We start from the raw sequence: 24208 nt of genomic DNA, 5'->3' as shown, positions 1-24208 counted from the left end.
GGCCGGCGACCAGGGTGCGGGTCAGCAGGTCGCGGCCATTGGCGTCGGTGCCGAACAGGAAATGCCGGCGCTTGATCGGGACTTCGAGCGCGAGCCGGCGGCCTTCCTGCTCGTTCGCCGTGATCCGCGGCGTGCCGAACTGGTCGGAGCGGTCGAAATAGACCAGCAGGCGCTGGTCGATCGGCCTCGGCGAGGTCAGCACCAGCCGGACTTGGGTTGCCTCCAGCACGATCTCGCCAGGCGTCGCCCGGATGCGCGAGGCGATGCGCTGCACCGCGGCTGGCAGCGCCTCGGCCCTGGGATAGGAGGAAAGGCTCGCCGGGACTCGGACATAGTCCTGGTAGACCCGGTCGTAAGGGTGGCCGGTGAACCAGGGACCGAAGGCGCAGAGGAGCGTCATCAGCGCCAGCACCACGAGACTGGCCACCGCGGCGCGGTTGCGCAGCAGGCGGATGCGGGCGTCCTGCCAGAGCGAGCGGCCGGCGGGCGGGGCGGGAAGGGCGGCGGCTTCACTCATCGCCTCAATCCAGCCTGACGCGTGGGTCGAGCAGCGCGTAGAGGATGTCGACCACGAGGTTGAAGGCGAGCACGAAAATGGCGACGACGACGACCGTGCCCATGACCAGCGTATAGTCGCGGTTGAGCGCGCCCTCGACGAAATAGCGGCCGATGCCGGGAATGGCGAAGATCGTCTCAACCACCACCGAGCCGGTGAGCAGATGCGCCGCTGCCGGGCCGAGATAGGAGACGACCGGCAAGGCAGCGGCGCGCCCGGCATGCAGCGCGATGGTCGCACCCGAAAGCCCTTGTGCTCGCAAGGTGCGGATATGGTTGGCGCGCAGGGTCTCGATCATCGCGGCCCGCGTCATCCTGGCGATCACCGCGATCTGCGGCAAGGCGAGCGTCAGGATCGGCAGGATGGTGTTGCGCGTCGCGCCGCCGTTCCAGCCGCCGACCGGCAGCCAGGCCAGGCTCAAGCCGAAGACGATCTGCAGCACCGGCGCGACGACGAAGTTCGGGATGGTGATGCCGGCGGTGGCGAAGCCCATCACCGCATGGTCGGCGCCGCCGTTCTGGCGGAAGGCGGCGAGCATGCCGAGCGGTCCGCCGACGACGAGCGCGAGCAGGAGCGCGCAGGCGCCGAGCCGCATCGAGACCGGCAGCCCCTGGGCGAGCAGCTCGGCGATCGAGAAATCGCGAAAATAGAAGGAGGGGCCGAAATCGCCGCGCAGCAGCGCACCGAGATAGGTCAGGTACTGGGCGTGCAGCGACTGGTCGAGCTGGTAGATCCGCCGCAGATTCTCCATCACCTTGGCCTCGAGCGGCTGTTCGAGGTCGAACGGGCCGCCCGGCGCAAGGCGCATCAGGAAGAACGAGATCGTCACGATCACGAACAGGGTCGGGATCGCGGCAGCGAGGCGGCGCAGGATATAGGGGAACATCAGATTTCGCCGGGACTTGCTGCGTCATGCTCGGGCTTGACCCGAGCATCTCCTGACGAGCGGGGCTGCCCTTCTCGGCCTGAGATGGTCGGGTCAAGCCCAACCATGACGTGCGTGTTCACTCACGGCTTCAAGCTCATGAAGCGCGTGGGCAGCGCCCCGCGCAAGTTCTGCTGGAAGCCGACGAGCTTCGGCGAGACCAGGTTCTTCGAGGAATAGTACATCAGCGGGATCCACGGCATGTCGACCGCGAGGATGCTGTCGGCCTCGCGCAGGATCGCGGCGCGCTTGGCAAGATCGAGCTCATCGGCGCCCTGCTGCAGCAGCGCGTCGAACTTCGGATTGTCGTATTTGCCGGAGTTGAAGCCCCTGTTGTCGCTGAGGAAGAGGAACAGGAAGTTCTGCGGGTCGGAATAGTCGCCGATCCAGCCATAGCGGGCGATGTCGAAGTCGCCGCCGTCGCGCAGCAGGGCGAAATGGGTCTTGCCGTCGGTATTGATGAAGCTGGTCTCGACGCCGAGTACCTTCCACTGCTCGGCGATCGCGATCATCGTGCGGCGGTTGTTGTCGGTGGTGTTGTAGCGCAGCTGCAGGCGCAGCGGCGTGCCGGGGCCGTATCCGGCGGCGGCGAGCAGGCGCTTTGCCTCCTCCTCGCGGTCGAGCGGGGAGGCGCCCTTGAAATCGGCTTCGGCGCGCTCGCCGTAATTGCCGATATTGGGCGGGATCACGCCATAGGCCGGCAGCATGGTGCCGCCCCAGATCTCCTCGGCGATGAACTCGCGGTCGATCACCAGCGACAGCGCCCGGCGCACGCGCACGTCGTCGAACGGCTTCTTCGCCGTGTTGACGATCAGGAAATAGGTGCCGAGATAGGGCGCGACCCTGACCTGGCTGCCGAGCTTCTCGCGCAATTGCTGGATCTGGTCGGCCGGGATGTCGGTCGTCATGTGCAGTTCGCCGGCCTGGAAACGGCGCGCGGCGGCGGCGAGGTCGGACGCGGGATAGTACAGCACCGTGTCGATCTGCACGTTCGCCGCATCGTGGAAGTTCTTGTTCTTCTCCATCTTGATGTGGGAGTTGGGTACGAACTCCTTCAGCGCATAGGCGCCGTTGGAGACCCAGTTCTCCGGCTTGACGAAGTCCTTGCCGAATTTCTCGACCGAGGGCGGATGCACCGGCAACCCGGTCTGATGCGTCAGCAGCTCGAGGAAATACGGCGTCGGCCGCTCCAGGCTGATTTCCAGCGTGCCGTCGTCCAGCGCCTTGACGCCGAGCTCGTCGAGGCTGGCGCCTTCGCCGCTCTTGTTGATCTTCTCGGCATTGCGGATGGGGTAGAGGATGTTGGCGTATTTCGCGCCGGTCGCGGGATTGATGATCCGCCGCAGCGAATAGACGAAGTCGCCGGCCTTGACCGGCTCGCCATTCGACCATCTGGCATTGGCGCGCAGCTTGAAGGTGTAGGTCTTGCCGTCGGCGCTCATCGTCCAGCTTTCGGCGACGCCGGGCACGACGCTGCCGTCGATGTGATGGATGACCAGCCCTTCGGAGAGGTCGCGCAGCAGATGCGCCTCGCTCACCGTCGAGGTCTTGTGGGCATCGAGCGTTTCCGGATCGCCGTCATTGCCGCGATGGAAGACGACCTGCGCCAGGGCGGCGCTGCCGAGGCTGCAGACGAGCCCCGCGGCCAGGATGAGCGGCCGCAGCCGTGGCAGCCTTGGCGACCGGCGATCGAACCCCTTCATGCGCGCTCTCCGAAGCCTGGTCGGCGGGGAAGCCTGGTCGGACGGGCCCCTTTCCCGCTCGCACGCGAAGTATGGGCCGATCCCGTCGCCGGAGCCAAGGACGAAAAGCGGGTTTCAACCTATCTCCGCCCGCCTGCCGGCCGCCACGCAGGAAGCGGCCGCGGGCGGCGGGGAAGGAGCCGGGGCGCGCCCGGCGGGAGCGCGCTTTTCCCGCGACTCAGCCCTTCGGCGTCCGCCCCTGCGCCTCGACCACGGCGACCGCCGTCATGTTGACGACGCCGCGTGCCGTGACCGAGCCGGTCAGGATATGGACGGGCTTGGCCGCGCCGATCAGGATCGGCCCGACCGGCAGCGCGTCGGCCAGCACCTTGGCGAACTGGTAGGCGATGTTGGCGGCGTCCAGGTTCGGGAAGACCAGCACATTGGCGACGCCCTTCAGCCGCGAGGACGGCAGGACGCGCTCGCGGATCGCCGCCACCAGCGCGGTGTCGGCCTCCATCTCGCCGTCGCATTCGAGTTCCGGCGCGCGCTCGCGGATCAGCCCCAGCGCCTTGCGCATCTTCAGCGAGGACGGCGTGTCGGCCGCACCGAAATCGGAATGCGAGAGCAGGGCGATCTTCGGCGCGATGCCGAAGCGCTCGACATGGCCGGCCGCGAGCACCGTCATGTCGGCGATCTCCTCCGCCGTCGGATCATGCCGGACATGGGTGTCGGCCATGAAGAAGGCACCCTTGTTGGTGATGATCAGCGTCATCGCGGCAAGGTCGCAGACCCCGGGCTCGAGCCCGATGATGTCGCGGATATGGCGCAGCCGCGAGAGGAAGCGGCCTTCCAGCCCGGTGATCATCGCATCGGCCTCGCCACGCACCACGGCGAGCGCGGCGATCACCGTATTGTTGGTGCGCACCAGCGAGCGCGCCGCCTCCGGCGTGATGCCGCGGCGGCCGGCGATGTCGAGATAGGTCTGGACATAGTCGCGGTAGCGCGGATCGTCTTCCGGGTTGATCAGCTCGAAGTCGGTGCCGGGGCGGATCGACAGGCCGAAGCGCTGGATGCGGGCCTCGATCACGCTGGGCCGGCCGATCAGGATCGGCACTGCCAGGCCCTCCTCGAGCGCCACCTGCGCGGCGCGCAGGACGCGCTCGTCCTCGCCCTCGGCATAGATCACCCGCTTCGGGTCGGCCTTGGCCTTGGCGAAGAGCGGCTTCATCAGGAAGCCCGAGCGGAAGACGAAGCGCGACAGGTCCTCGCGATAGGCCTCGAGGTCGATCAATGGCTTCTTGGCGACGCCGGTGACCATGGCGGCTTCGGCGACGGCCGGCGCGATGCGCAGGATCAGGCGCGGATCGAACGGGTTGGGGATCAGCGAGGTCGCGCCGAAGGTCTGGGCCTCGCCGCCATAGGCGCGCGCCGCGATGTCCGAGGTCGCCTCGCGGGCGAGGGCGGCGATGGCACGCACCGCCGCGAGCTTCATCGCCTCGTTGATCGTCGTCGCCTGCACGTCGAGCGCGCCGCGGAAGATGTAGGGGAAGCACAGCACATTGTTGACCTGGTTCGGATAGTCCGAACGGCCGGTACAGATCATCGCGTCGGGCCGGGCCGCGAGCGCGTCCTCCGGCGTGATCTCCGGATTGGGATTGGCGAGCGCCAGGATCAGGGGCTTGGGGCCCATGCGCTTGGCCATCTCGGGCTTGAGCACGCCGGCGGCGGAGAGGCCGAGGAAGATGTCCGCCCCGTCGATGACGTCGTCGAGCGTGCGCGCCTTTGTGTCCTGCGCATAGACTTCCTTCCAGCGGTCCATCAGGGTGTTGCGGCCCTTGTAGACGACGCCGTCGAGATCGCTGATCCAGATGTTCTGCCGGCGCGCGCCGAGCTCGACCAGGAGATTGACGCAGGCCAGCGCCGCGGCGCCGGCGCCGGAGACGACGATCTTGACGTCGGCGATCTTCTTGCCCGCGAGGTCGAGCCCGTTGAGGACGGCGGCCGAGACGATGATCGCGGTGCCGTGCTGGTCGTCATGGAAGACCGGGATCTGCATCCGGGCCTTGAGCTGCTCCTCGATCTCGAAGCATTCGGGGCCCTTGATGTCCTCGAGGTTGATGCCGCCGAAGGTCGGCTCCAGCGCCGCGACGACCTCGACGAACTTCTCGATGTTCTTCTGGTCGACCTCGATGTCGAAGCAGTCGATGCCGGCGAATTTCTTGAAGAGGACGGCCTTGCCCTCCATCACCGGCTTGGAGGCGAGCGGGCCGATGTCGCCCAGCCCGAGCACGGCGGTGCCGTTGGTGATGACGGCGACGAGGTTCTGGCGCGAGGTCAGCTCGGCCGCCTCGCTGGGATCGTCGACGATCGCCTCGCAGGCGGCGGCGACGCCGGGCGAATAGGCGAGCGCCAGGTCACGCTGGTTGCCGAGCGGCTTGATCGCCTGGATCTCGAGTTTTCCCGGCCGCGGCTGGCGATGATAGACGAGGGCGCCCGCGCGAAGATCGGCCGACAAGGTGCTCTTCATGGTTCCGCTTCCCCCAGCGCGCTCGGCCGACGCAACCGGCGTCACCCACCTCCGAGGTCGCGCGTAAGCCCGCCCGCGTCAAGCTTGGAACCGGCAATAATCCTTGTTCAGAAGCGAAGCTCAGGCCGCCAGCGAGCCGACCCCGCCATCGTGCAGATGACAGGCGGCGACATGGCCGGAGCCGATCTCTTTCAGCACCGGGCGCTCCACGCGGCAGCGCGGTCCGGCGTGCGGGCAGCGCGGATGGAAATGGCAGCCCGGGGGCGGATGCAGCGGCGAGGGGATTTCGCCCTTCAGCGGGGCGAAGCGCTTCTTGCGCGCCGCGATCGACGGCACGTTGGCAAGGAGCGCCTGGGCGTAGGGGTGCTGCGGCCCCTTGAACAGTTCGGCCGCCGGCGCCGACTCGACGACGCGGCCGAGATACATGATCACCACCCGGTCGGAGAGGTGCCGGACCACCGAGAGATCGTGGCTGATGAATAGATAAGTCAGGTTAAGTTCGTCGCGCAGCTTCATGAAAAGATTCAGGACCTGGGCCTGAATCGATACATCAAGTGCGGCCACGCTCTCGTCGCAGACCAGGAATTGCGGCCGCACCGCCAGCGCCCGGGCGATGCCGATGCGGGCCCGCTGCCCGCCCGAGAACTGGTGCGGGTAGCGCCTGCGATAGCTCGGGTCGAGACCGACCCGCTCCAGCATCTCGACGACATAGGCGTCCTGCTGCGCCTTGCCGACCAGGCCGTGCACGACCGGGGCCTCGCCGACGATGTCGGTGACGCGCAGGCGCGGATTGAGCGAGGACATCGGGTCCTGGAAGATCATCTGGATCGCCAGGGTGGCGGCGCGGCGCTGCTGCGCGTCCATCGCGTCGGTGAACTGTCCGCGCCAGGAGACGCGGCCGGCGCTCGGGCGGTGGATGCCCGCGACGACGCGCCCGAGCGTCGACTTGCCGCAACCGGATTCGCCGACCAGGCCGACGACCTCGCCCTCGCGCACCGAAAGGTCGACCCCGTCGACGGCATGGACCACCTGTTCGGTGTAGCCGGCGCCCATCCAGTTGGCGAATTTGGAAGCCGCGTCGAGCGGCTTGACGAAGCGCTTGGAGACGTCGTCGAGGGTCAGGATCGGCGCGCTCATGCCGCGACTCCGGCGAGGTTCAGCGGGTGGTGGCAGCGCACGCCGCGTCCGCCGGGGAAGGGGGTGACCGCCGGCGCCAGCGCGAGGCAGTCGGCCTGCGCGTAATCGCAGCGCGGCGCGAAGGCGCAGCCCTGCGGCAGCCGGGCCAGCGACGGCGTCGAGCCGCGGATCTGGCGCAAGGGCGCGCCGGGTTCGCCCTCGGCGGGCAGCGAGCCGAGCAGGCCGCTGGTATAGGGATGCAGCGGTGTATCGAGGACCGGGTCGACCGCGCCGGTCTCGACGATGCGCCCGGCATACATCACCGCGATCCGGTCGGCGAGGCCGGCGACGACGCCGAGATCATGGGTGATCCAGACCAGCGCCGTGCCGGTCTCGGCACAGAGCGACTGCATCTCGGCGAGGATCTGGCTCTGGATGGTGACGTCGAGCGCCGTGGTCGGCTCGTCGCAGATGATCAGGGGCGGGCGGTGCAGCAGCGCGATGGCGATGGCGACGCGCTGGCGCATGCCGCCGGAGAACTGGTGCGGATAGGCCGAGAGCCGTTCCTCGGGCGAGGGGATGCCGACCTTGGCGAGCGCGTCGCGGGCGCGCTCGCGCGCCGCCTTGTGCGAGACCTTGTCATGGGCGGTGACGGCCTCGATCATCTGCGTGTCGACGCGCAGCACCGGGTTCAGCGTCATCATCGGATCCTGGAAGATCATCGCGACCTCCCGGCCGCGGACCTTCCGGAAGCCGTCCTCGTCGAGCCCGACCAGTTCCTTGCCGTTGAGCTTGATCGAGCCCTCGACGATCCGGCCGGGCGGGTCGATCAGCCCCATGATCGAGAAGCCGGTCACCGACTTTCCGGAGCCGGATTCACCGACGAGGCCGAGCACCTCGCCGCGCTCGACATGGAAGTCGACGCCGTCGACCGACTTCACCGTGCCGGCGCGTGTGAAGAAATGCGTCTTCAGGCCGGCGACTTCGAGGACGGAGGTCATGGAGTACCGCCTTTCCCATCGCCAGGAGCCTGGCCAGGACCTTCGCCGGACAGGGCGCGGGAGCCCTCCCCCCTGGTGGGGGAGGGTTGGGAGGGGGGCATGCAGATCTCAGGTGCGAAGAGCAGTCCTTGCGCCGCTGCTGCAATCGTCCGTACCACGCTCTCGAATTCGTTCATCACCTGCCAATTGCTGAAGCGAAGCGTCTGGTAGCCTTGCTCGGCGAACCATCGATCGCGACGTGTGTCCGAGGCTTGTTGCCGGCCGCTGCCATGCTGGTCGCCATCGACTTCGACGATCAGCTTGGCATGGTGGCAGGCGAAATCGGCGATGTAGGGGCCAAGCGGAACCTGCCTTCGGAAATGCGCGCCGCCCGCACGATGAGCCTTTAGCTCGTGCCAGAGCTTCTTTTCCGGCCCGGTCATTTCCTTGCGAAGCTGCTTTGCGCGACGGCGTTGGGCTGGTCCGATGTCAGCGTGCGGCATACCCCCCTCCCAAACCCTCCCCCACAAGGGGAGAGGGCTTCGCGTCGCGGCTCCGGCGAAACCTGGAACGGCGCCCATGCTCACTTCTCCAGCCGCGGGTTGAGCACGTCGCGCAGGCGGTCGCCGACCAGGTTGATCGAGACGATCGTCAAGAGCAGCGCGAAGCCGGGGAAGACCGAGATCCAGTATTTGCCGGAGAGCATGTACTGGAAGCCGTTGGCGATCAGCACGCCGAGCGAGGGTTCGGTCTGCGGCAGGCCGACGCCGAGGAAGGACAGCGTCGCCTCCAGCGAGATCGCATGCGCGGTCTGCACCGTGACGATGACGATCACCGGCGCCAGGCAGTTCGGCAGGATGTGGCGGAAGACCGTGCGGGCATGGGAGAGGCCGAGGGATTGAGCCGCCTCGACATATTCCTTGCGCCGCTCGACCAGGGCCGAGCCGCGCACGGTGCGGGCGTAATAGGCCCATTGCACCATCACCAGCGCGATGATGATCTTGTCGACGCCCTTGCCGAGCCCGGCGACCAGGATCAGCGCCACCAGCACCGAGGGCAGCGAGAGCTGCAGGTCGACGATGCGCATGATCGCGTTCTCGACGCGCCCGCCGGCATAGGCCGCGATCAGGCCGATCGCCGTGCCCAGGCTGGCGGCGAGGATGCCGGAGAAGGCGCCGACCATCAGCGAGATGCGCAGGCCGTAAAGGATGCCGGATAGAAGGTCGCGGCCGACGCCGTCGGAACCGAGCCACATGGTGAAGCCGGCTCCGGCGACCTCGCCCGGCGGCAGGCGCGAATCCATCAGGTCGACGCTGGCGAGGTCGTAAGGGTTCTGCGGCGCGATCAGCGGCGCGACCAGCGCCAGCAGGACGATCAGGGCGAGCAGGCCGAGGCCGAAGACGGCGAGCTTGTCCTCGAGGAAGGACCGGGCGAAGCGCCGGAACGGCGTCTCCTCCTTCGCCTGCGCCGGCGGAGGGGCTGCTGCGGTGGCGGGCAGGGCGGCCTCGCTCATGATGTGGCCTCCGTCAGGCGCACGCGCGGATCGAGCGCGGAATAGATCAGGTCGACCAGCAGGTTGATCGCGACGAACAGCACCACGACGACCATGACATAGGCGACGATCACCGGCCGATCGAGCCGCGTGATCGCCTCGAGCAGCAGGCGGCCCATGCCCGGCCAGGCGAAGATCGTCTCGGTCACCACCGAGAAGGCGACCAGCGAGCCGAATTCGAGCCCGAGCACGGTGACGATCGGGATCATGATGTTCTTCAGGATGTGGACGCCGATGATGCGCCGCTGCGACAGGCCCTTGGCGCGGGCGAACTTGACATAGTCCATCAGCGCCGCCTCGCGGGCGCCGGCCCGGGCCAGGCGGATCACCAGCGAGATCTTGAGCAGGGCGAGGTTGAGCGCCGGCAGCGCGACATGCTGCCAGCCGTCGAGGGAGAGCAGCGAGGTCTCGATGCCGAGGATCGAGACGGTCGGCCCGCGCCCGGTCGCCGGCAGCCAGCCGAGCCCGACGGCGAAGGTCAGGATCAGCATCAGCCCGACCCAGAAGGTCGGCAGGGAGAAGCCGAGGATCGAGACTGCCATGATCAGCCGCGAGCTGCGGCTCTCCGGCTTCAGGCCGGCATAGAGACCGAGCGGCAGGCCGATCAGGATCGCCATGAAGAGGGCGACGAAGGCGAGCTCGAGCGTTGCCGGCATGCGCTGGAGGATCAGCTTGATCGCCGATTCGCCATGCACGAAGGAGCGGCCGAGATCGCCCTGCGCGGCGTTCTTGAGGAAGATCAGGAACTGTTCCCAGATCGGCCGGTCGAGCCCGAACGCGCGTGCCGTCTCGGCGATCTGGGCCTGGTCCATGTCGGGCGAGATCAGCATGTAGATCGGATCGCCGACGACGTTGACGCCGAAGAAGACGATCACGAGCATCGCCGCGATGACGAATAGAGCTTGCGCGAGGCGGCGCAGGACGAATGCCAGCATGACCCGGTTCCTTCGCGGAGAAGAGCGGCGCTGGCAGGCCTTTCAGCCTGCCGGCGCCGATCCGCTCACTCCTTCCGGATGCCGGTGGCGAGCGTGTACTCGTCCGTCCGGGCCTGCACCTTGATGCCCTTGCGCGAGGCCCAGGTGTTGAGCTGGTAGTGCGTCGGGATCAGGCCGACATCCTCCATGCCGATCTCCATCGCCGCCGCCAGCGTCAGGTCGCGCTTGGCGTCGTCGACCGTGCGCAGCGCCTCCTCCAGCTTGGCGTCGAAGGCCGGATTGGAATAGCGGCCGCGATTGGTCGCGCCCATGCCCTTCTTCGGGTCGAAGGTGGCGAGCAGTGCCTTGAGCGAGTCGGAGGATTCGCCCGTGCCGGCGCCCCAGCCGACGAGGATGAAGGAGAATTCCGGCAGGTTGCCCGGCGCGCCCTGCGAGGCGCGGGTGAAGAAGTTCGCCGAAGGCAGCGTCTCGACCTCGGTCTCGATGCCGAGGCGCGAGAACATCTGCGCCACCGCCTCGATGATCTTGGTGTCATTGAGGTAGCGGCCGTTGGGGCCGTGCAGCTTCATCTTGAAGCCGTTCGGGAAGCCGGCCTCGGCCAGCAGCTTCTTGGCGCCATTGAGATCGTAAGTGACGGGCTTGAGCTTCTTCGAGGTGCCGAAGAAGCCGTCGGGCAGGAGCTGGCCGGCGGGGATCGCCTCCTTCTCCATGATGCGGTCGACGATCGCCGGCCGGTTGATCGCCATCGACAGCGCCTTGCGGACGCGCAGGTCCTTGAGCGGGTTCTTGATCTCCGAGCCGTCCTTGGCCGTGATAAAGGGCGAGACGTCGCGGAACGTGTCGAAGTGGAAATAGATCACGCGGTTCGAGACCGTGCTGGTCACGTTGAGCTTGGCGTCGCCCTTGAGCCGGGCGACGTCCGAGGTCGGGACGTTCTCGATCACGTCGACATCGCCGGCCAGCAGCGCGGCGACGCGCGTCGGCGCTGAGGTGATCATCTTGAAGGTGACCTTGGACCAGGGCTCCTTGCCGCCCCAGTAGTTTTCGTTCGGCGTCAGCACGACGCGGTCGCCCGCGACATATTCGGCCTGCTTGTAGGCGCCGGTGCCGCCGGCCGTGCACTTGCCAAGGTTGAACTCCTCGGTCGTGGTGTCCTTGCACTTGGCCGAGATGATGCCGAAGGTCGAAAGGTCGGTCGGCACCAGCGGCGCCGGCGTGGCGGTCTTGATCCGGATGGTGTGGTCGTCGACCTTGGTCAGCTCCTTGCCGCGGACATAGGCGTTGAAGCTCGACGGGCTCTTCGGCACGTTCGGCGCACGCTGGAAGGTCGCGATCACGTCGTCGGCGGTGAAGGGCGAGCCGTCATGGAACTTGACGTTCTTGCGCAGCTTGAATTCCCAGGTCGTGTCGTCGATCGCCTTCCAGCTTTCCGCCAGCCGAGGCGTCAGAGCCTGCTTCTCGTCCTGCCCGACCAGCGGCTCGTAGATGTGCCGGGCCATCATGTTGTTGGGGGTGAGGTTGTGATAATGTGGATCGAGCGCGCTGAGCTCGGCCGAGATGCCGATTCGCAGTTCCTGGGCCGATGCCAACCCCGCGATCGCCATGATGGGCGCCGCCAGAATTGCGACCTTCAGGCCTTTCAGCCCGGTTTTGCTGATCATTTCCATTATACCCCTCCCGATGGCTTGGACTGCCATCTTGAACAACTGAACCATGGCTGGCGAGTCGCCGCTGGTTCGACCTTATCCCTTTTCCCGCCTTGGCGGCGACCCTAACGGCGTTTTCTATGCTTGTAAATTATAGCCGATCGTCAATCATATAACGGCTGTGCATAGAGAAATGCGGCGCGCTGATAGCGCCGCGGGGGGGGCGCCATGACGAGCAAGTCCGGGGTCCGGCAGCCGCCGAGCCTGCGCGAACTCGAGATTCTCCAGGCGATGATCGCGACCCGCAAGACGGTCGCGGCGGCGCAGATGCTCGGCATCTCGCAGCCGGCGGTCTCGCGTGCGCTCTCGTCGCTGGAGGCGCATGTTGGCCGGCCGCTGTTCGTGCGCGAGAGCGGACGGCTCGTGCCGACGGGGGACGCCTTCGCGCTCGAGGCCGAGGCGCAGCCGATCTTCGCGGCGCTGGAGCGCCTCGCTGCCTGGCCCGGCCAGACGGCGCGGGCGAGCGTGCTGCGCATAGCCACCCCGCCGACCCTGGCGCAGTTCGTGCTGCCGCCGATACTGGCGCTGTTCCGGCGGCAAGAACCCGATGTCGCCGCCAATGTCGAGATCGGCACCAGTTCGAGCGTCATCGCCCAGGTCGCCGATCGGGCCGCCGATCTCGGCCTGGTCGATATCCCGGTCCCGCATCTCGGCGTGCGGGGCGAGCCGCTGCGCGACGCGGTGGGGCATGTCTTCATGCCGGCCGACCATCCGCTGGCGGCGCGCGAGGTGCTCGGCCCGCGCGACCTCGCCGACGAGCCGATCGTCGCGCTGGCGCGGCGTTTCCCGGTACGCGTCGAGACCGACCGCGCCTTCGCCGATGCCGGCATCGCGCCCCGGATCGTCGCCGAGGGCACGACCTCGGCCTTCGCCGCCGAAATGGTGCGCCAGCGCGTCGGACTCGCCTTGCTGAACCCGTTTCCGCTGACGCTCGGCGGCATGGACGGGCTCGTCGCACGGCGCTTCGAGCCGGTCGTTTCCTACCGGACCATGCTGCTCTTCCCGTCGTCGGGGCCGATCGCGCCCGCGGCGCGGCGCTTTGCCGATCTCCTGCGCGCCTCGCAGCCGGAGGACGGGCTGACCACGCCGATCAGGTGAGGCCCGGAAGGCCTTGCAAGCTCAGAAGGTCTTGCAAAGCTGAGAAGGCCTTGGAAACTCAGAAGGCCTTGAAGGTGATGATGGTGTGGGTATCGGCGATCTCGGGGATCGACTGCACCTTCTCGGCGACGAAATGGCCGATGTCGACATCGGCCGCGACATGGAACTTGGCCAGGATGTCGTAATTGCCCGCGGTCGAATAGATCTCCGAGGCGATCTCGCGGTCGGCGAGTTCGCTGGCGACCTCATAGGTCTTGCCGAGCCTGCACTTGATCTCGACGAAGAAGGTCTGCATCGCGCACTCCGGAACGCTGTCCCCTGAATCGCTTCTGGCATAGAGCATGGCGCGAAGAAGTGGGAACCGCTTTTTCGCTGAAGCCATGCTCAAATTTTGAGTCGGCTCGCGCCGGAGGATCAAGCGCCGGCGAGTTCGGCCAGCCGTCGGCACATGGCGCTCTCTGGGTCGGGCAGCGTCGCCAACACGGTGAAATGATTGGCTCCGTCGATTTCTTCGTAACGCGTCCTGACGCCGCCGAGGTCCCAGACATCGGTGATGCGCCGGCTCTGCTTGAGATATTCGTCGCTTTCAGCCCCACCGACCACGGCGTCCATGAGCAGCCCGGACGGCGCCGGCCAGAACAGCGGGCTTTCCCGCTCGGCTTCCTCCATCGTCAGGCCCAGGGCCCTGTTGAGGCTGGTTTCGGTCAGCGGTTTCAGGTTGTAGAGGCCGGAAATGCCATAGGCGGCATGGACCAGATGCTCCGGCAGGTCGGAGTCGACATTCTTCCAGTCGGTAGCGAGCAGGCAGGCGGAAAGCTGGCCGCCGGCCGAATGCCCCGCCGCCACCACCGGAAGGCGGTAGTGCCGCCAGAGCGCCGCTGCCGCCTGCTGCATCTCCCAGACGATATGGCCGACCTCGACTTGCGGGCAGAGATCATAGCCGGCGATGGCTACGGGAACGCCGCGCCGGTTCAGCCCGCGCGCCATATGGGAGAAGAAGCTGGGGTCGAGCGCCTGCCAGTAGCCGCCATGGATGAACAGCACGATGGCGTTGCCCTGCACCGCCTCCGGCTTGAACAGGTCGTAATACTGGCGCGGGCTCTCGCCATAGCTGACGCCGAGCTCGCAGACGGCCTCGCTGCGATAGGCCGCGGCATCGGCCTGCCAGCCGGCGATCAGCGCGGGATGCTCGGGCACGCGGGCACGGTTGTTGTATTCGGTCTCGTAGTCCTGGGCCATGTCGTCTCGAGAAATGTCGTTGCGGTGGCGGACGCGGCCGCGCAGCGCGATCCTGTTCCTGCCACTTTGCGTCATGGCTCTCGTGCACGCCATGGCTTTTGACAGGTCGAGAGACAAACGCGACAAGGCGAGCGCCAGTTCCGCCGGAGACGCCCATGGATACTCCCGTTCTCGCCGAGGTGACGCGTGGGGGCGTCGTCGAATCACGCCATCGCGGCGCGGCGATCGTCATCGACGCCGACGGCGCCGTGGTGCTGACACTGGGCGATGTCGAGCGTCCGGTCTTCCCGCGTTCGGCGGTCAAGGCGTTGCAGGCGCTGCCGCTACTGGAGAGCGGCGCGGCCGACCGCTATGGCTTGACGCCGGCCGAGATCGCGCTCGCCGTCGCCTCGCATTCCGGTGAGGAGGCGCACGCGCAGACCTCGCTCGCCATGCTGAAGAAGGCCGGCCGCGATGTCGGCTGCCTCGAATGCGGCGTGCAATGGCCGATGGGCGAGGCGGCGGCGCGGGCGCTGGCAAAAGCCGGCAGGGAGCCGACCGCGCTGAACAACAACTGCTCGGGCAAGCATGCCGGCTTCATCTGCCTCTCCTGCGGCATGGATGAGGACCCGGCCGGCTATGTGAAGGCGGACCATGCCGTGCAGCGGGCGGTGCGCGAGGCGCTGGAGGAGACAACCGGTGCCGCCCATAAGCCCGAGCTTTCCGGCATCGATGGCTGCTCGATCCCGACCTATGCCGTGCCCTTGAAGGCGCTGGCGCTCGGCTTCGCCCGCTTCGGCACCGGCCATGGCTTCGGACAAAAGCGCGCCGAGGCGGCGCGGCGCATCCGCGAGGCGGTGGCGGCACATCCCTTCATGGTCGCCGGCACGGGCCGCTTCGACACCCGCTTCATGGAGAGGTTCGGGGCGCGGGCCTTCATCAAGACCGGGGCCGAGGGCGTCTATTGCGGCGCCCTGCCGGAGCTCGGCTACGGCATCGCCCTGAAATGCGATGACGGTGCCGGCCGCGCCGCCGAGGTCGCGATGGCGGCGCTGATCGAGCGCTTCCTGCCGCTTGACGATGACGGCAAGGCGGCCTTCTCGGGTTTTCGCGAAACCGTGCTGAAGAACTGGAACGGCATCGAGGTTGGCCGGGTGCGGGCGGCGGGGATTTGACCGGCGAAAGGTCACGCACTACCTTTCAGCGAGGAGATCCGTCATGCCGCGCCCTGCGATCAAGGATGGCCTCAGCAAGCAGGCCCGGTACCGCGCCGCGAAGATGGCGGCCGGGCTGAAGGAAGTGCGGCTGTGGGTGCTCGACACGAGCACGCCCGAGTTCAGGGCGCAGCTTGAGCGCGACATGAAAGCTGTCCGTGAAAGCGAAAGTGAAGCGGAGGTGATGGCCTTTGTCGAGGCGATCACCGATTGGCCGCCATCCGAAGAATGAAGCGTGGCGACATCGTCACGATTGCCGTAGCCGGGGATTTTGGTAAGCCTCGGCCCGCCATCATCGTGCAAAATGATGTACTGGTCGGGATCGATACGGTTCTTGTCGCTATGTTGACGACACATGATCATCAGGTGCTGACTTTTCGCCTCCGGCTTGAACCGACAGAACGCAACGGCCTGAAAACGCGCAGCATTGTCATGCTCGATAAGATCATGGTCGTCTGGCGCGTCAAATGCGGCCCTGTGATCGGCTCCCTGACCGAGAGTGAACTCGCCGATATCGATCAGATCCTGCCTTTCGTGTTTGGCCTCACGCTAACATCGGCCGAGGCAGCGCGGTGATCGGTCGAACACTCACCCCACCGCGTTGCTCTCAACCCTGACGCCGGCGGCGCGCTTGTCCTCGGCCCGGGTCAGGTCGCCGGTGACGGGCTTGCCGTATTCGGTGCCGACGACGGCGCCGAGCTTCGCCTCGGCGATGACGTTGTTGGCGATCAGGGCGTTGCGCTCCTTCGGCACCAGCGAGACCGAGATGCCGATGCCGGTCCTGCGCACCATGTTGCCGGTGGCGACGAGGTTGCGCATGCCCCAGGACCAGCCGAGCGAGATGCCGACCTCGCTCGCGTCCTCGATGACATTGCCGGTGACCGCCGCTTCCGCCTCGACATGCACGCCCATGCCGCCGACCAGTTCCTTGCCCTTCGGCGCCAGGCCCTTCTGGGCATTACGCACGATGTTGTTGGCGAAGACGCTGAGCCTTCCACCATGGTCGAGATTGGTGATGTTGGCGCCCTGCGCGCAATCCTCGACCAGGTTGTTGGCGATGATCGCACCCTCGAAGGCGAATTCCGAATAGAGCGCGACCTCGCCGCAGCGCCTGCCCTGATTGCCGAGGATCTGCACGCTCGAGCCGGAATTGTTGCGGATGAAGGTCAGCGCGCAGTCGCGCAGGCTGTTGCCCTCGATGATGACGCCGCCGGCCCGGTAGAGGCTGATGCCGTTGCCGTTGGGGCCGTCGCCGCCGGCATCGGAGCGGATGCGGTTGAGCCGGTTGCCGCGGACCAGGCTCTGCTCGTCGCCGGCCTGGCTGCGCCAGAGCTGGATGCCGTTATTGCCGCAATCCTCGACGGCGTTGGCCTCGATCGAAAGCCCGCGCGAATCCAGCGAGAACAGGGCCGAGTCGCGCATGCTGCGGAAGCGGCTGCGCTCGATGCGCCCGCCGGTCCGGTTGAGGGTCAGACCGACCGAGCCGGCATTGGCGAACTCGCATTCGGAAAGCGCGAGTTCGAGCACCTCGTCGGCCGCCAGCAGCCCGCCGCGCTGGCCGATGCGGATATCCAGCCCGTCGAGGCCGATCCCCGTGACGGCGGCCCGCTTGATCCGGCGCGCGACGAGGAGGGGGCCGGCCTTCGCCGCGATGAACTGCGTCGCACCGGGCACGCCGACGAGCCGCGCACCCTCCGGCAGCACGACATTGGCGATCCGGTAGCGCCCGGGCGCGACCAGCAGCGGCGTATCGCGCTTGACCGCCTCGACCAGCGCGTCCTGCAGGGCGCGCGACTGGTCGTCGGTCGAGCCGGGCCGCAGGCCGTATTGCGTCGCCTCCAGGCCCAGCGAGCCGAGCGGGGTCGGCGCCGCACCACGCCGCACCGACTGCGCCAGAACGGGAGCTGCCGCACTCGCAACTGTGCCGAAAAGGGCCGTTCGCAGCAGGTTTCGGCGCGAGATCGTCATGAAATCCTCCGTGAAGCCGGAGTGCTTCAAGCCTCGTGCCGCGTCAGCCGGTCCGCGCTCGCAGGTTGCGCCGCCCGGCGATGGCGAGGTCGCGACCGAGCGCCGCCAGCGCTGCTGCGAGCGGTGGCGAGCCCGGCCTGAACCGCGCCACCCGGCCTGCCGGTTTGATGCCGGCGCTCGGCCGCAGCCACGGCACATGGATGAAGATCACCGGTACTCCGGCGCCGCTTCCGGCGAGGGTTGCGGCATAGCAGGCGTCGCAGAGATAGCGCCCGGCCGAAGGCGAGAGCCTGACACGGATGCCGCTGCGGCGGATGGCACCGAGCGCGGCACTTGCCGCAGCGGTGGTACGCCGCGGCAAGCCGCGCGAAGGCGAGGGCACTTCTGCCGGGGTCGCGCCGCGCGCATCGGTATGCAGCGCGCTCGAACGGCCGCGCGCGAAGAGCTCGACGCGGACGAAGCGAGCCCGGGCGGCAAGGCCGAGCATCAGCACCGCCCGCGGACGCATCTCGTCGAGATGGTCGCGCAGCGCCGGCAGGCCGCCGGCATAGCTGGTCTCGAGGACGAGCGCCCTGGCGTCGAAACCGGCCCGTACCAGCCGGCGTGCCACCTCTCGGGCGAGCGCCGCGGTCGGGTTGACCCTGACATGCGGAAAGGGGCCGAAGCCGGTGACGAGCAGGTCCATGCCCGCTGCCGCCGTCACAGGCCGAGCGCCCGAGCGATCTGGTCGGCGGCCAGCGTCGGCGCCATCTCGCCGGCCGCGACCGCCGCCTCCAGCTTCGGCGCGCGCGCCTTCAGTGCCGGATCGTGCCGGAGCTTCGCCTGGAGCCGGTCCTGGACCATCGCCCACATCCATTTCACGTCCTGCAGCCGCCGCTTCTCGGCGATCAGGCCCTTGGGCTCGAAGCGGGCGCGGTGCTCCTCGATCTTCGCCCAGAGCTCGTCGAGGCCGGCGCCGGTCAGCCCCGACACGGTGATGACCGGCGTCGACCACAGCGCGGAGGCCGGCGCCAGGATATGCAGGGCCGCCCTGTACTGCGCTGCCGCGATGCGGGCCGACCGGGCGCCGTCGCCATCGGCCTTATTGACGGCGATCATGTCGGCGAGCTCGATGATGCCCTTCTTGATGCCCTGCAATTCGTCGCCGGCATTGGGCAGCATCAGCACCAGGAAGAAATCGGTGAGGTCGGCGACGGCGGTTTCCGACTGGCCGACGCCGACGGTCTCGACCAGCACCACGTCGAAGCCGGCGGCCTCGCAGAGCAGCATGGTCTCGCGGGTCTTCGCCGCGACGCCGCCGAGCGTGCCGGAGGAAGGCGAGGGCCGGATATAGGCGTTCGGATCGACGGCGAGCTGCGCCATCCGCGTCTTGTCGCCGAGGATCGAGCCGCCGGTGCGGGTGGAGGAGGGGTCGACCGCCAGCACCGCGACCTTGTGGCCCCGGCCGGTGAGATAGGAGCCGAGCGCGTCGATCGTCGTCGACTTGCCGACGCCGGGCACGCCGGTAATGCCGACCCGGATCGCCTTGCCGGCATGCGGCAGGAGTTTTTGCAGCAGGGCCTGCGCCAGTTCGCGATGGTCGGCGCGGCGGCTCTCGGCCAGGGTGATCGCGCGCGCCAGCGCCGCGCGCTCGCCCGCCAGAATCGCTTCGCCGAGTGCGCCGATGTCGATCATCCGCTGCTGGTAGCAAGACGGCGGCCGCGGCGGAAGCGCGCGATTATGCGGTGCCCATGTCGTCGTCGGGACGTTCGGCTCCACGGTCGAGCTTGTCGTGACGGCGCCCGCCGCCATTGCCGGCCGCTGACCGGCCGCCTCTGCGCCGCATTCTGGCCGCGTTGATTTGGCTTTAAGGCTTCGCCGACCAGAAAGCGTCGCGCTCCCCAGTCCCGGATCTGCCCATGTCAGCCTCGCGGCTCGCCGTGTCTCGTCGTTCTTTCGCCGTTGTCGCGCTCTCCGGGCTCGCGCTTGCCGCCTGCGCCCAGAGCGAAGCCGTGGTTTCGCCGTTCACCGGTCCGGCCGACGCCTCCGGGTTCGGCAAGGAGCCGCAGCTGCTCGTCGCCACGACGCGCAAGCCGACGGGCGACAAGGAGCCCTATTTCGGCTCGGATCGCGGCAGCGGGCTGGTCTTCGCCGAGGCCCGCCTGTCGCCGCCCGGCCGCGGCGTCGCGGCGCGGGTGAGCTCCGTCGTCAGCGGCGACTGGGCGGTGCTCGGCGTCAAGCGGCGGGCCTCGGTCGATGCGGCGCGCGCCTTCGCCGAGGCCGCCAATGGCCGCGATGTCCTGCTCTATGTCCATGGCTTCAACGAGACCTTCGAATCGGCCGCCCGCAGCGCCGGCCAACTCTCGCACAGCCTCGCCTTTGAAGGCCGCACAGCGCTCTTCACCTGGCCCTCGGGCGGCGGGCTGCTCGCCTATGCCTATGATCGCGAGAGCGCACTCTGGTCGCGGGACGGCTTCGTCCAGACCCTGAAGGCGCTGGTCGACAACCCGATCGCCGGCCGCGTCCATATCGTCGCCCATTCGATGGGGACTTTCCTGGCGCTCGAGGGCCTGCGCGAACTGCGCGACCTGCCGGGCTTCTCCGGCCGGATCGGTTCCGTCGTCTTCGCCTCGCCCGACATCGACATCGACGCCTTCGAGCAGACGGTGTCGAAGCTCGGGCCGATTGCGCGGCGCATGACCGTGATCATCGATCCCGGCGACAAGGCGCTCGCCGTCTCCTCGCGCATCGCCGGCGGCGTCGCCCGGGCGGGCGCGGCCGACCGCGAGCGGCTGGAGAGGCTGGGCGTGCGCGTCGCCGACACCGCCGGCCGCGGCTGGAGCATGCTCCGCCACGATCTCTTCCTCTCGGACAGCGAGGTCACGCAGGTGGTGAAGCGCGCCATCGACCGTTCGGGCTCGTAAGGCTTCAGAGCGCGGGCAGGCCGATCCGCTTCTTGATCGTCGCCAGGGCGAAATTCGACTCGACCGACTGGATGCATTTCAGCCGGGTCACCTTCTGCTTCAGGAAGCGCTCATAGCCCTCGATGCCGTCGGTCAGCACGCGCAGCAGATAGTCCTGCGAGCCGGTCATCAGATAGCACTCGGCGACCTCCGGCCAGGTTTCGACCGCCTTCTCGAATTCGGCGATGTGCTCCTGCGTCTGCTGGCTCAGCCGCACCGAGACGAAGACGCTGAAGGGCAGGCCATAGGCCTTCGGGTCGACGATCGCCGAATAGCCCTTGATGACGCCGGTCTCTTCCAGCCGCTTCAGCCGGCGCAGGCAGGGCGTCGGCGACAGCCCGATCTTCTGCGACAGGTCGTGATTGGTGATCCGGCCGTCCTCCTGGAGCAGGGCGAGTATGCGGCGATCGGTCGTGTCGAGCATGATCTGCTCCCTGGCTGTGAGGATCGAGCGGAAGATTGCTCAGGCGACCCTTAGAATGCCGATGATCGTTCATGCAATGGCGGCCGGATCGTCATAGGCTGGCGCCTCGAACACGGTGCGACGCACCGGCCACGGAGCCGAGCCATGAGCCAAGACGACTACCACAAGGACCGGATCGCCAATCGCCGGCTCCACCCCGAGACCCTGATGATGGGCTTCGGCTATTCCCCCGCGATGTCGGAGGGTTCGCTCAAGCCGCCGGTCTTCCTGACCTCGACCTTCGTTTTCGAGAATGCCCAGCAGGGCAAGGACTTCTTCGACCTGACCTCGGGCCGCCGCCAGCTCAAGCCGGGCGAGAAGTCCGGCCTGGTCTATTCCCGCTTCAACCACCCGAACATGGAGATCCTCGAGGATCGCCTGGCGATCTGGGACGAGGCCGAGAAATGCGCCGTCTTCGCCAGCGGCATGGCGGCGATCGCGACGACCTGCTTCGCCTTCCTCAGGCCCGGCGACACCATCATCCACAGCCGCCCGCTCTATGGCGGCACCGAGACGCTGCTGAAGAACCAGATGGGCGCCTTCGGCGTCATCCCCTTCGGCTTCACCGACGGCGTCGATGTCGCCCAGATGCGCGCGGTCGCGCAGGCCGCGGCCGCCAAGGGGCGTGTCGCGATGATCCTGGTCGAGACCCCGGCCAACCCGACTAATGGCCTCGTCGATCTCGCCGCCTGCGCCGCCATCGCCGACGAACTGGAGAAGTCGCAGGGCCATCGCCCGCCGGTGGTGGTCGACAACACCATGCTCGGGCCGATGTTCCAGAAGCCGCTGAAGCATGGCGCCGATCTCTCGCTGCTCTCGCTGACCAAATATGTCGGCGGCCACAGCGATCTCGTCGGCGGCTCGATCAGCGGCTCCGAGAAGCTCGTCCGGCAGGTCAAGGCCTGGCGCGGCTCGCTCGGCACGCAGCTCGATCCGAACTCCTGCTGGATGCTGATGCGCTCGCTCGAGACGCTCGACATCCGCATGAGCCGCTCGAACGAGAACGGCCGCAAGGTCGCGGAATACCTCGCCGCGCATCCGAAGGTCGCCAAGGTGCATTATCTCGGCAATCTCCAGGAGGGCGACCCGAGAAAGGCCGTGTTCGACCGGCAATGCAGCGAGCCCGGCTCGACCTTCGCCTTCGATGTGAAGGGCGGCGAGAAGGAAGCCTTCGCGGTCCTCGACAATCTCCAGATCATGAAGCTCGCGGTCAGCTTAGGCGGCACCGAGACGCTGGTTTCGCACCCGGCCGCGATGACGCATTCCGGCGTCGCCCGCGAATTGCGCGAGGAGATCGGCCTCACCGACGCGCTGATCCGGATCTCGGTCGGCATCGAGAATATCGAGGACCTGATCTCCGACCTGGCGCAGGCGCTGGAAGCTGCGTGAAGGGCGGCCGGCGCCACGCTCTCGCGGCGGCCCTGGCCGCGGCGCTGTCGGGTGGCCCGGCGCTGGCCGAGCCGCAGCAGGAGAGCGTGGCCCAGACCATCTGCCGCCTCATCGAGGCGGCGGCGAAGAAGCACGATCTGCCTGTCGCCTTCTTCACCCGGCTGATCTGGCGCGAAAGCAGCTTCCGCCCCCATGTCACCAGCTCGGCCGGGGCCCAGGGCATCGCCCAGTTCATGCCGGCGACGGCCGGTGAGCGTGGCCTTGCCGACCCGTTCGACCCGGAAGCGGCGATCCCGCATTCGGCAAGCTTCCTCGCCGCGCTGAAGAACCAGTTCGGCAATCTCGGCCTCGCCGCCGCAGCCTATAATGCCGGCCCGACGCGGGTTGCGCGCTGGGTCGAGCGCGGCGGCTCGCTGCCTTATGAAACGCAGGCCTATATCCGCTTCATCACCGGCCGCTCGGTCGAGGAGTGGCGCCTTGGCCCCGGCGAACAGCCGCCACCGGCGACGAGCCGGGACACGGACTGCCTCGCGGCCGTCGCCTCGATCCGCACCACTGCGCCGGCGACCCTGATCGAAGGCGCCTATGGCCCGTTCGGCGTGCAGCTTGCCGGCAACCCCTCGAAGGCCCGCGCCATTGCCGCCTATCAGCGGGTCGCCGCCCGGTTCGCCGCGCTGCTCGCCGGCAAGCCGACCATGGTGCTGGGCTCGGCCGTGCCGGGGCGCGGCAGGGCGCGCTTCTACCGTGTCAGGCTGCCGGCCCAGAGCCTGCGCGAGGCGACCGCGACCTGCAATCGCCTGCGGCAGGCGGGGGGAGCCTGTCTGGTGTTGCGGAATTGATGAAAAGCCGCGTCATTCTCGGGCGGAGCCCTCGGGTCTGACCTTCGGTCGGCCAAGGATTAACTCCGCGTAGACCCGAGAAACCCCTGACGAGAAGGCGCTGAAGGGCACCTCATCCTGCCTGAGACGCTCGGGTCGAGCCCGAACATGACGGCCTCGTCTTCACAACCCTACGCGCCCCCAGCCCGGCAGCTTCAGCGCCGGCTGGCGCAAATCGATGCCGGCGACGAGCCCGAGCAGGTTGACCTCGACGCCCTCGACCCAGCCGAGCGTGATCCCGGCGAGCCCGAAGAGCGAGGCCTGCAGGCCGGTGCGGCTCGGCGTGAAGCCGGCATAGAGCCCGTCGTCACGCCAGTCCTTGCCGATCGCGGTCGGCGGCAGGGCATGGCCGAGTTCGGGCACCTCGGCCAGGACATGCTGGACGAAGCTGTTCGAGTTCGGCCCCGGCCAGGCGGAATAGGAGCCGTTGGTGCTGTAGCTGTAGCTCTTCACCGCCGCGCGGATGCGCGGGATCAGCGCGGTCGCGGCCGGGCCCTTTATTTCCGCGACGAGCTCGGGGACATTGCCGAACCAGCGCCCGTCGGCCACGCGATGGTTGACGCGTACCGGATTGCCCCAGCCGACCACGTCGAAACGGGTATAGGCGCTGGCGCCGGCCTCCTTCACCACGATCCAGGAGTGATGCGCGAAGACGCCGCGCCAGCGGCCGACGCGCGCAGCGAAGACATGGACGCTCGCCTCGGGCTCGATCGCCGCGGCGGGCAAGAGGGCTGCACTCGACCAGTCGGCCCGGCGCCAGTCGGCCGCCAGCGGCTGCCACGACCACCAGGCGGCATGGCTGGCGAGCGGCAGCAGGAAGAGTACGGAAAAGAGGATCAGGAACCGGCGGATCATAGGCTCGCAAAAGATAGGGCCGCCATGCTGCGCCGCAAGCTGTGGCGGCAGGCCCGCGATCACGAAATCGAGGTTGAGCGTTTTCGGCAAGCTGATAGCGTGCCGCCGCTGGAGCACGTTCCGGTCAGCTTGCGGCGCAAGCGGGCGGGAACGTGCTCTATCTCAAATGCGAGAGGCGGATTCGCCGATCAGGTTGATTAG

24 protein-coding genes and 1 pseudogene are annotated in these 24208 nt (G+C 67.8%); 8 read left to right on the top strand and 17 right to left on the bottom strand.

Features of this window, described 5'->3' with window-relative positions; all coding sequences use genetic code 11:
• The 10 genes and pseudogenes from V6M56_RS07765 to V6M56_RS07720 all read right to left on the bottom strand — a co-directional run.
• Positions 1 to 517, bottom strand: a pseudogene (locus V6M56_RS07765) (ABC transporter permease); the annotation flags it as partial.
• A 4-nt stretch (positions 518 to 521) separates the two neighbouring features.
• On the bottom strand, positions 522 to 1442 hold the full coding sequence (locus V6M56_RS07760) for an ABC transporter permease subunit (RefSeq protein ID WP_332682614.1): 921 nt from the start codon (positions 1440 to 1442) through the stop codon (positions 522 to 524).
• A gap of 122 nt (positions 1443 to 1564) precedes the next feature.
• Positions 1565 to 3184, bottom strand: coding sequence for a peptide ABC transporter substrate-binding protein (locus V6M56_RS07755; RefSeq protein WP_332682613.1), 1620 nt, complete (start codon positions 3182 to 3184; stop codon positions 1565 to 1567).
• Positions 3185 to 3401: 217 nt separating this feature from the next.
• Positions 3402 to 5693 carry an NADP-dependent malic enzyme gene (locus V6M56_RS07750; protein WP_332682611.1) on the bottom strand — a complete coding sequence of 764 codons (2292 nt, stop codon included), beginning with the start codon at positions 5691 to 5693 and terminating at the stop codon, positions 3402 to 3404.
• A gap of 120 nt (positions 5694 to 5813) precedes the next feature.
• Entirely contained in the window at positions 5814 to 6830 is a 1017-nt protein-coding gene (locus V6M56_RS07745) for an ABC transporter ATP-binding protein (RefSeq protein ID WP_332682609.1), read from the bottom strand.
• Positions 6827 to 7810, bottom strand: coding sequence for an ABC transporter ATP-binding protein (locus V6M56_RS07740; protein ID WP_332682607.1), 984 nt, complete (start codon positions 7808 to 7810; stop codon positions 6827 to 6829). Before V6M56_RS07740 ends, V6M56_RS07745 begins: the two co-directional genes overlap by 4 nt.
• Positions 7807 to 8292 (bottom strand): endonuclease domain-containing protein, encoded by a 486-nt coding sequence (locus V6M56_RS07735; RefSeq protein WP_332682606.1) that lies wholly within the window; start codon positions 8290 to 8292, stop codon positions 7807 to 7809. The genes V6M56_RS07740 and V6M56_RS07735 overlap by 4 nt, the downstream gene beginning before the upstream one ends.
• 80 nt (positions 8293 to 8372) lie before the next feature.
• Positions 8373 to 9302, bottom strand: a complete 930-nt coding sequence (locus V6M56_RS07730; RefSeq protein WP_332682605.1) for an ABC transporter permease — start codon at positions 9300 to 9302, stop codon at positions 8373 to 8375.
• Positions 9299 to 10276: an ABC transporter permease gene (locus V6M56_RS07725; RefSeq protein WP_332682603.1), complete on the bottom strand. Its 978-nt coding sequence runs from the start codon at positions 10274 to 10276 to the stop codon at positions 9299 to 9301. Before V6M56_RS07725 ends, V6M56_RS07730 begins: the two co-directional genes overlap by 4 nt.
• A gap of 65 nt (positions 10277 to 10341) precedes the next feature.
• Positions 10342 to 11937, bottom strand: coding sequence for an ABC transporter substrate-binding protein (locus tag V6M56_RS07720; RefSeq protein ID WP_332682602.1), 1596 nt, complete (start codon positions 11935 to 11937; stop codon positions 10342 to 10344).
• Between the two features lie 213 nt (positions 11938 to 12150).
• Between V6M56_RS07720 and V6M56_RS07715 the strand changes: the two genes are divergently transcribed.
• Positions 12151 to 13080, top strand: coding sequence for a LysR family transcriptional regulator (locus V6M56_RS07715; RefSeq protein WP_332682600.1), 930 nt, complete (start codon positions 12151 to 12153; stop codon positions 13078 to 13080).
• A 58-nt stretch (positions 13081 to 13138) separates the two neighbouring features.
• Here the strand turns inward: V6M56_RS07715 and V6M56_RS07710 are convergent, their stop codons facing one another.
• Together V6M56_RS07710 and V6M56_RS07705 are read right to left on the bottom strand one after the other, a co-directional pair.
• Entirely contained in the window at positions 13139 to 13375 is a 237-nt protein-coding gene (locus tag V6M56_RS07710; RefSeq protein WP_291641903.1) for an Lrp/AsnC ligand binding domain-containing protein, read from the bottom strand.
• Between the two features lie 119 nt (positions 13376 to 13494).
• Positions 13495 to 14394, bottom strand: coding sequence for an alpha/beta hydrolase (locus tag V6M56_RS07705; protein ID WP_332682596.1), 900 nt, complete (start codon positions 14392 to 14394; stop codon positions 13495 to 13497).
• An 80-nt stretch (positions 14395 to 14474) separates the two neighbouring features.
• Here V6M56_RS07705 and V6M56_RS07700 point away from each other — a divergent pair, with 80 nt between their 5' ends.
• From V6M56_RS07700 to V6M56_RS07690, 3 genes are read left to right on the top strand one after another with little or no spacing between them, the layout of a single operon-like run.
• Positions 14475 to 15473 (top strand): asparaginase, encoded by a 999-nt coding sequence (locus tag V6M56_RS07700; RefSeq protein WP_332682594.1) that lies wholly within the window; start codon positions 14475 to 14477, stop codon positions 15471 to 15473.
• Between the two features lie 43 nt (positions 15474 to 15516).
• Positions 15517 to 15744, top strand: a complete 228-nt coding sequence (locus V6M56_RS07695; RefSeq protein ID WP_332682593.1) for an antitoxin MazE-like protein — start codon at positions 15517 to 15519, stop codon at positions 15742 to 15744.
• Entirely contained in the window at positions 15723 to 16088 is a 366-nt protein-coding gene (locus V6M56_RS07690; protein ID WP_332682591.1) for a type II toxin-antitoxin system PemK/MazF family toxin, read from the top strand. Before V6M56_RS07695 ends, V6M56_RS07690 begins: the two co-directional genes overlap by 22 nt.
• Before the next feature lie 12 nt (positions 16089 to 16100).
• On the opposite strand, the gene V6M56_RS07685 is transcribed toward V6M56_RS07690, so the two are convergent.
• The 3 genes from V6M56_RS07685 to meaB are packed head-to-tail and all read right to left on the bottom strand — an operon-like array spanning position 16101 to position 19154.
• Complete coding sequence (locus V6M56_RS07685; protein ID WP_332682589.1) at positions 16101 to 17480, bottom strand: TIGR03808 family TAT-translocated repetitive protein; 1380 nt, start codon at positions 17478 to 17480, stop codon at positions 16101 to 16103.
• Positions 17481 to 17523: 43 nt separating this feature from the next.
• Positions 17524 to 18165, bottom strand: a complete 642-nt coding sequence (locus tag V6M56_RS07680) for a pyroglutamyl-peptidase I (protein ID WP_332682588.1) — start codon at positions 18163 to 18165, stop codon at positions 17524 to 17526.
• 14 nt (positions 18166 to 18179) lie between these two features.
• A complete protein-coding gene (gene meaB / locus V6M56_RS07675; protein ID WP_332682587.1) occupies positions 18180 to 19154 on the bottom strand; it encodes a methylmalonyl Co-A mutase-associated GTPase MeaB in 975 nt (324 codons plus the stop codon).
• Between the two features lie 224 nt (positions 19155 to 19378).
• Between meaB and V6M56_RS07670 the strand changes: the two genes are divergently transcribed.
• Entirely contained in the window at positions 19379 to 20383 is a 1005-nt protein-coding gene (locus tag V6M56_RS07670; protein ID WP_332682585.1) for an alpha/beta hydrolase, read from the top strand.
• 4 nt (positions 20384 to 20387) lie between these two features.
• Here V6M56_RS07670 and V6M56_RS07665 read toward each other — a convergent pair whose 3' ends face one another.
• Positions 20388 to 20846: an Lrp/AsnC family transcriptional regulator gene (locus V6M56_RS07665; RefSeq protein ID WP_332682583.1), complete on the bottom strand. Its 459-nt coding sequence runs from the start codon at positions 20844 to 20846 to the stop codon at positions 20388 to 20390.
• A gap of 144 nt (positions 20847 to 20990) precedes the next feature.
• On the opposite strand from V6M56_RS07665, the gene V6M56_RS07660 reads away from it, so the two are divergent.
• Both V6M56_RS07660 and V6M56_RS07655 read left to right on the top strand, forming a co-directional pair.
• Positions 20991 to 22274, top strand: coding sequence for a cystathionine gamma-synthase family protein (locus tag V6M56_RS07660; protein ID WP_332682581.1), 1284 nt, complete (start codon positions 20991 to 20993; stop codon positions 22272 to 22274).
• Positions 22271 to 23113: a lytic transglycosylase domain-containing protein gene (locus V6M56_RS07655; RefSeq protein WP_332682579.1), complete on the top strand. Its 843-nt coding sequence runs from the start codon at positions 22271 to 22273 to the stop codon at positions 23111 to 23113. Before V6M56_RS07660 ends, V6M56_RS07655 begins: the two co-directional genes overlap by 4 nt.
• Before the next feature lie 162 nt (positions 23114 to 23275).
• Here the strand turns inward: V6M56_RS07655 and V6M56_RS07650 are convergent, their stop codons facing one another.
• On the bottom strand, positions 23276 to 24007 hold the full coding sequence (locus tag V6M56_RS07650) for a DUF3750 domain-containing protein (RefSeq protein ID WP_332682578.1): 732 nt from the start codon (positions 24005 to 24007) through the stop codon (positions 23276 to 23278).
• Positions 24008 to 24031: 24 nt separating this feature from the next.
• Here V6M56_RS07650 and V6M56_RS07645 point away from each other — a divergent pair, with 24 nt between their 5' ends.
• A complete protein-coding gene (locus tag V6M56_RS07645) occupies positions 24032 to 24208 on the top strand; it encodes a hypothetical protein (protein WP_332682576.1) in 177 nt (58 codons plus the stop codon).

It is taken from the genome of Allobosea sp., assembly GCF_036675845.1.
Taxonomy (GTDB): Bacteria; Pseudomonadota; Alphaproteobacteria; order Rhizobiales; family Beijerinckiaceae; genus Allobosea.
The sequence above is the reverse complement of the archived record's forward strand: the minus strand, read 5'-3'. Positions and strand labels throughout refer to the sequence as shown.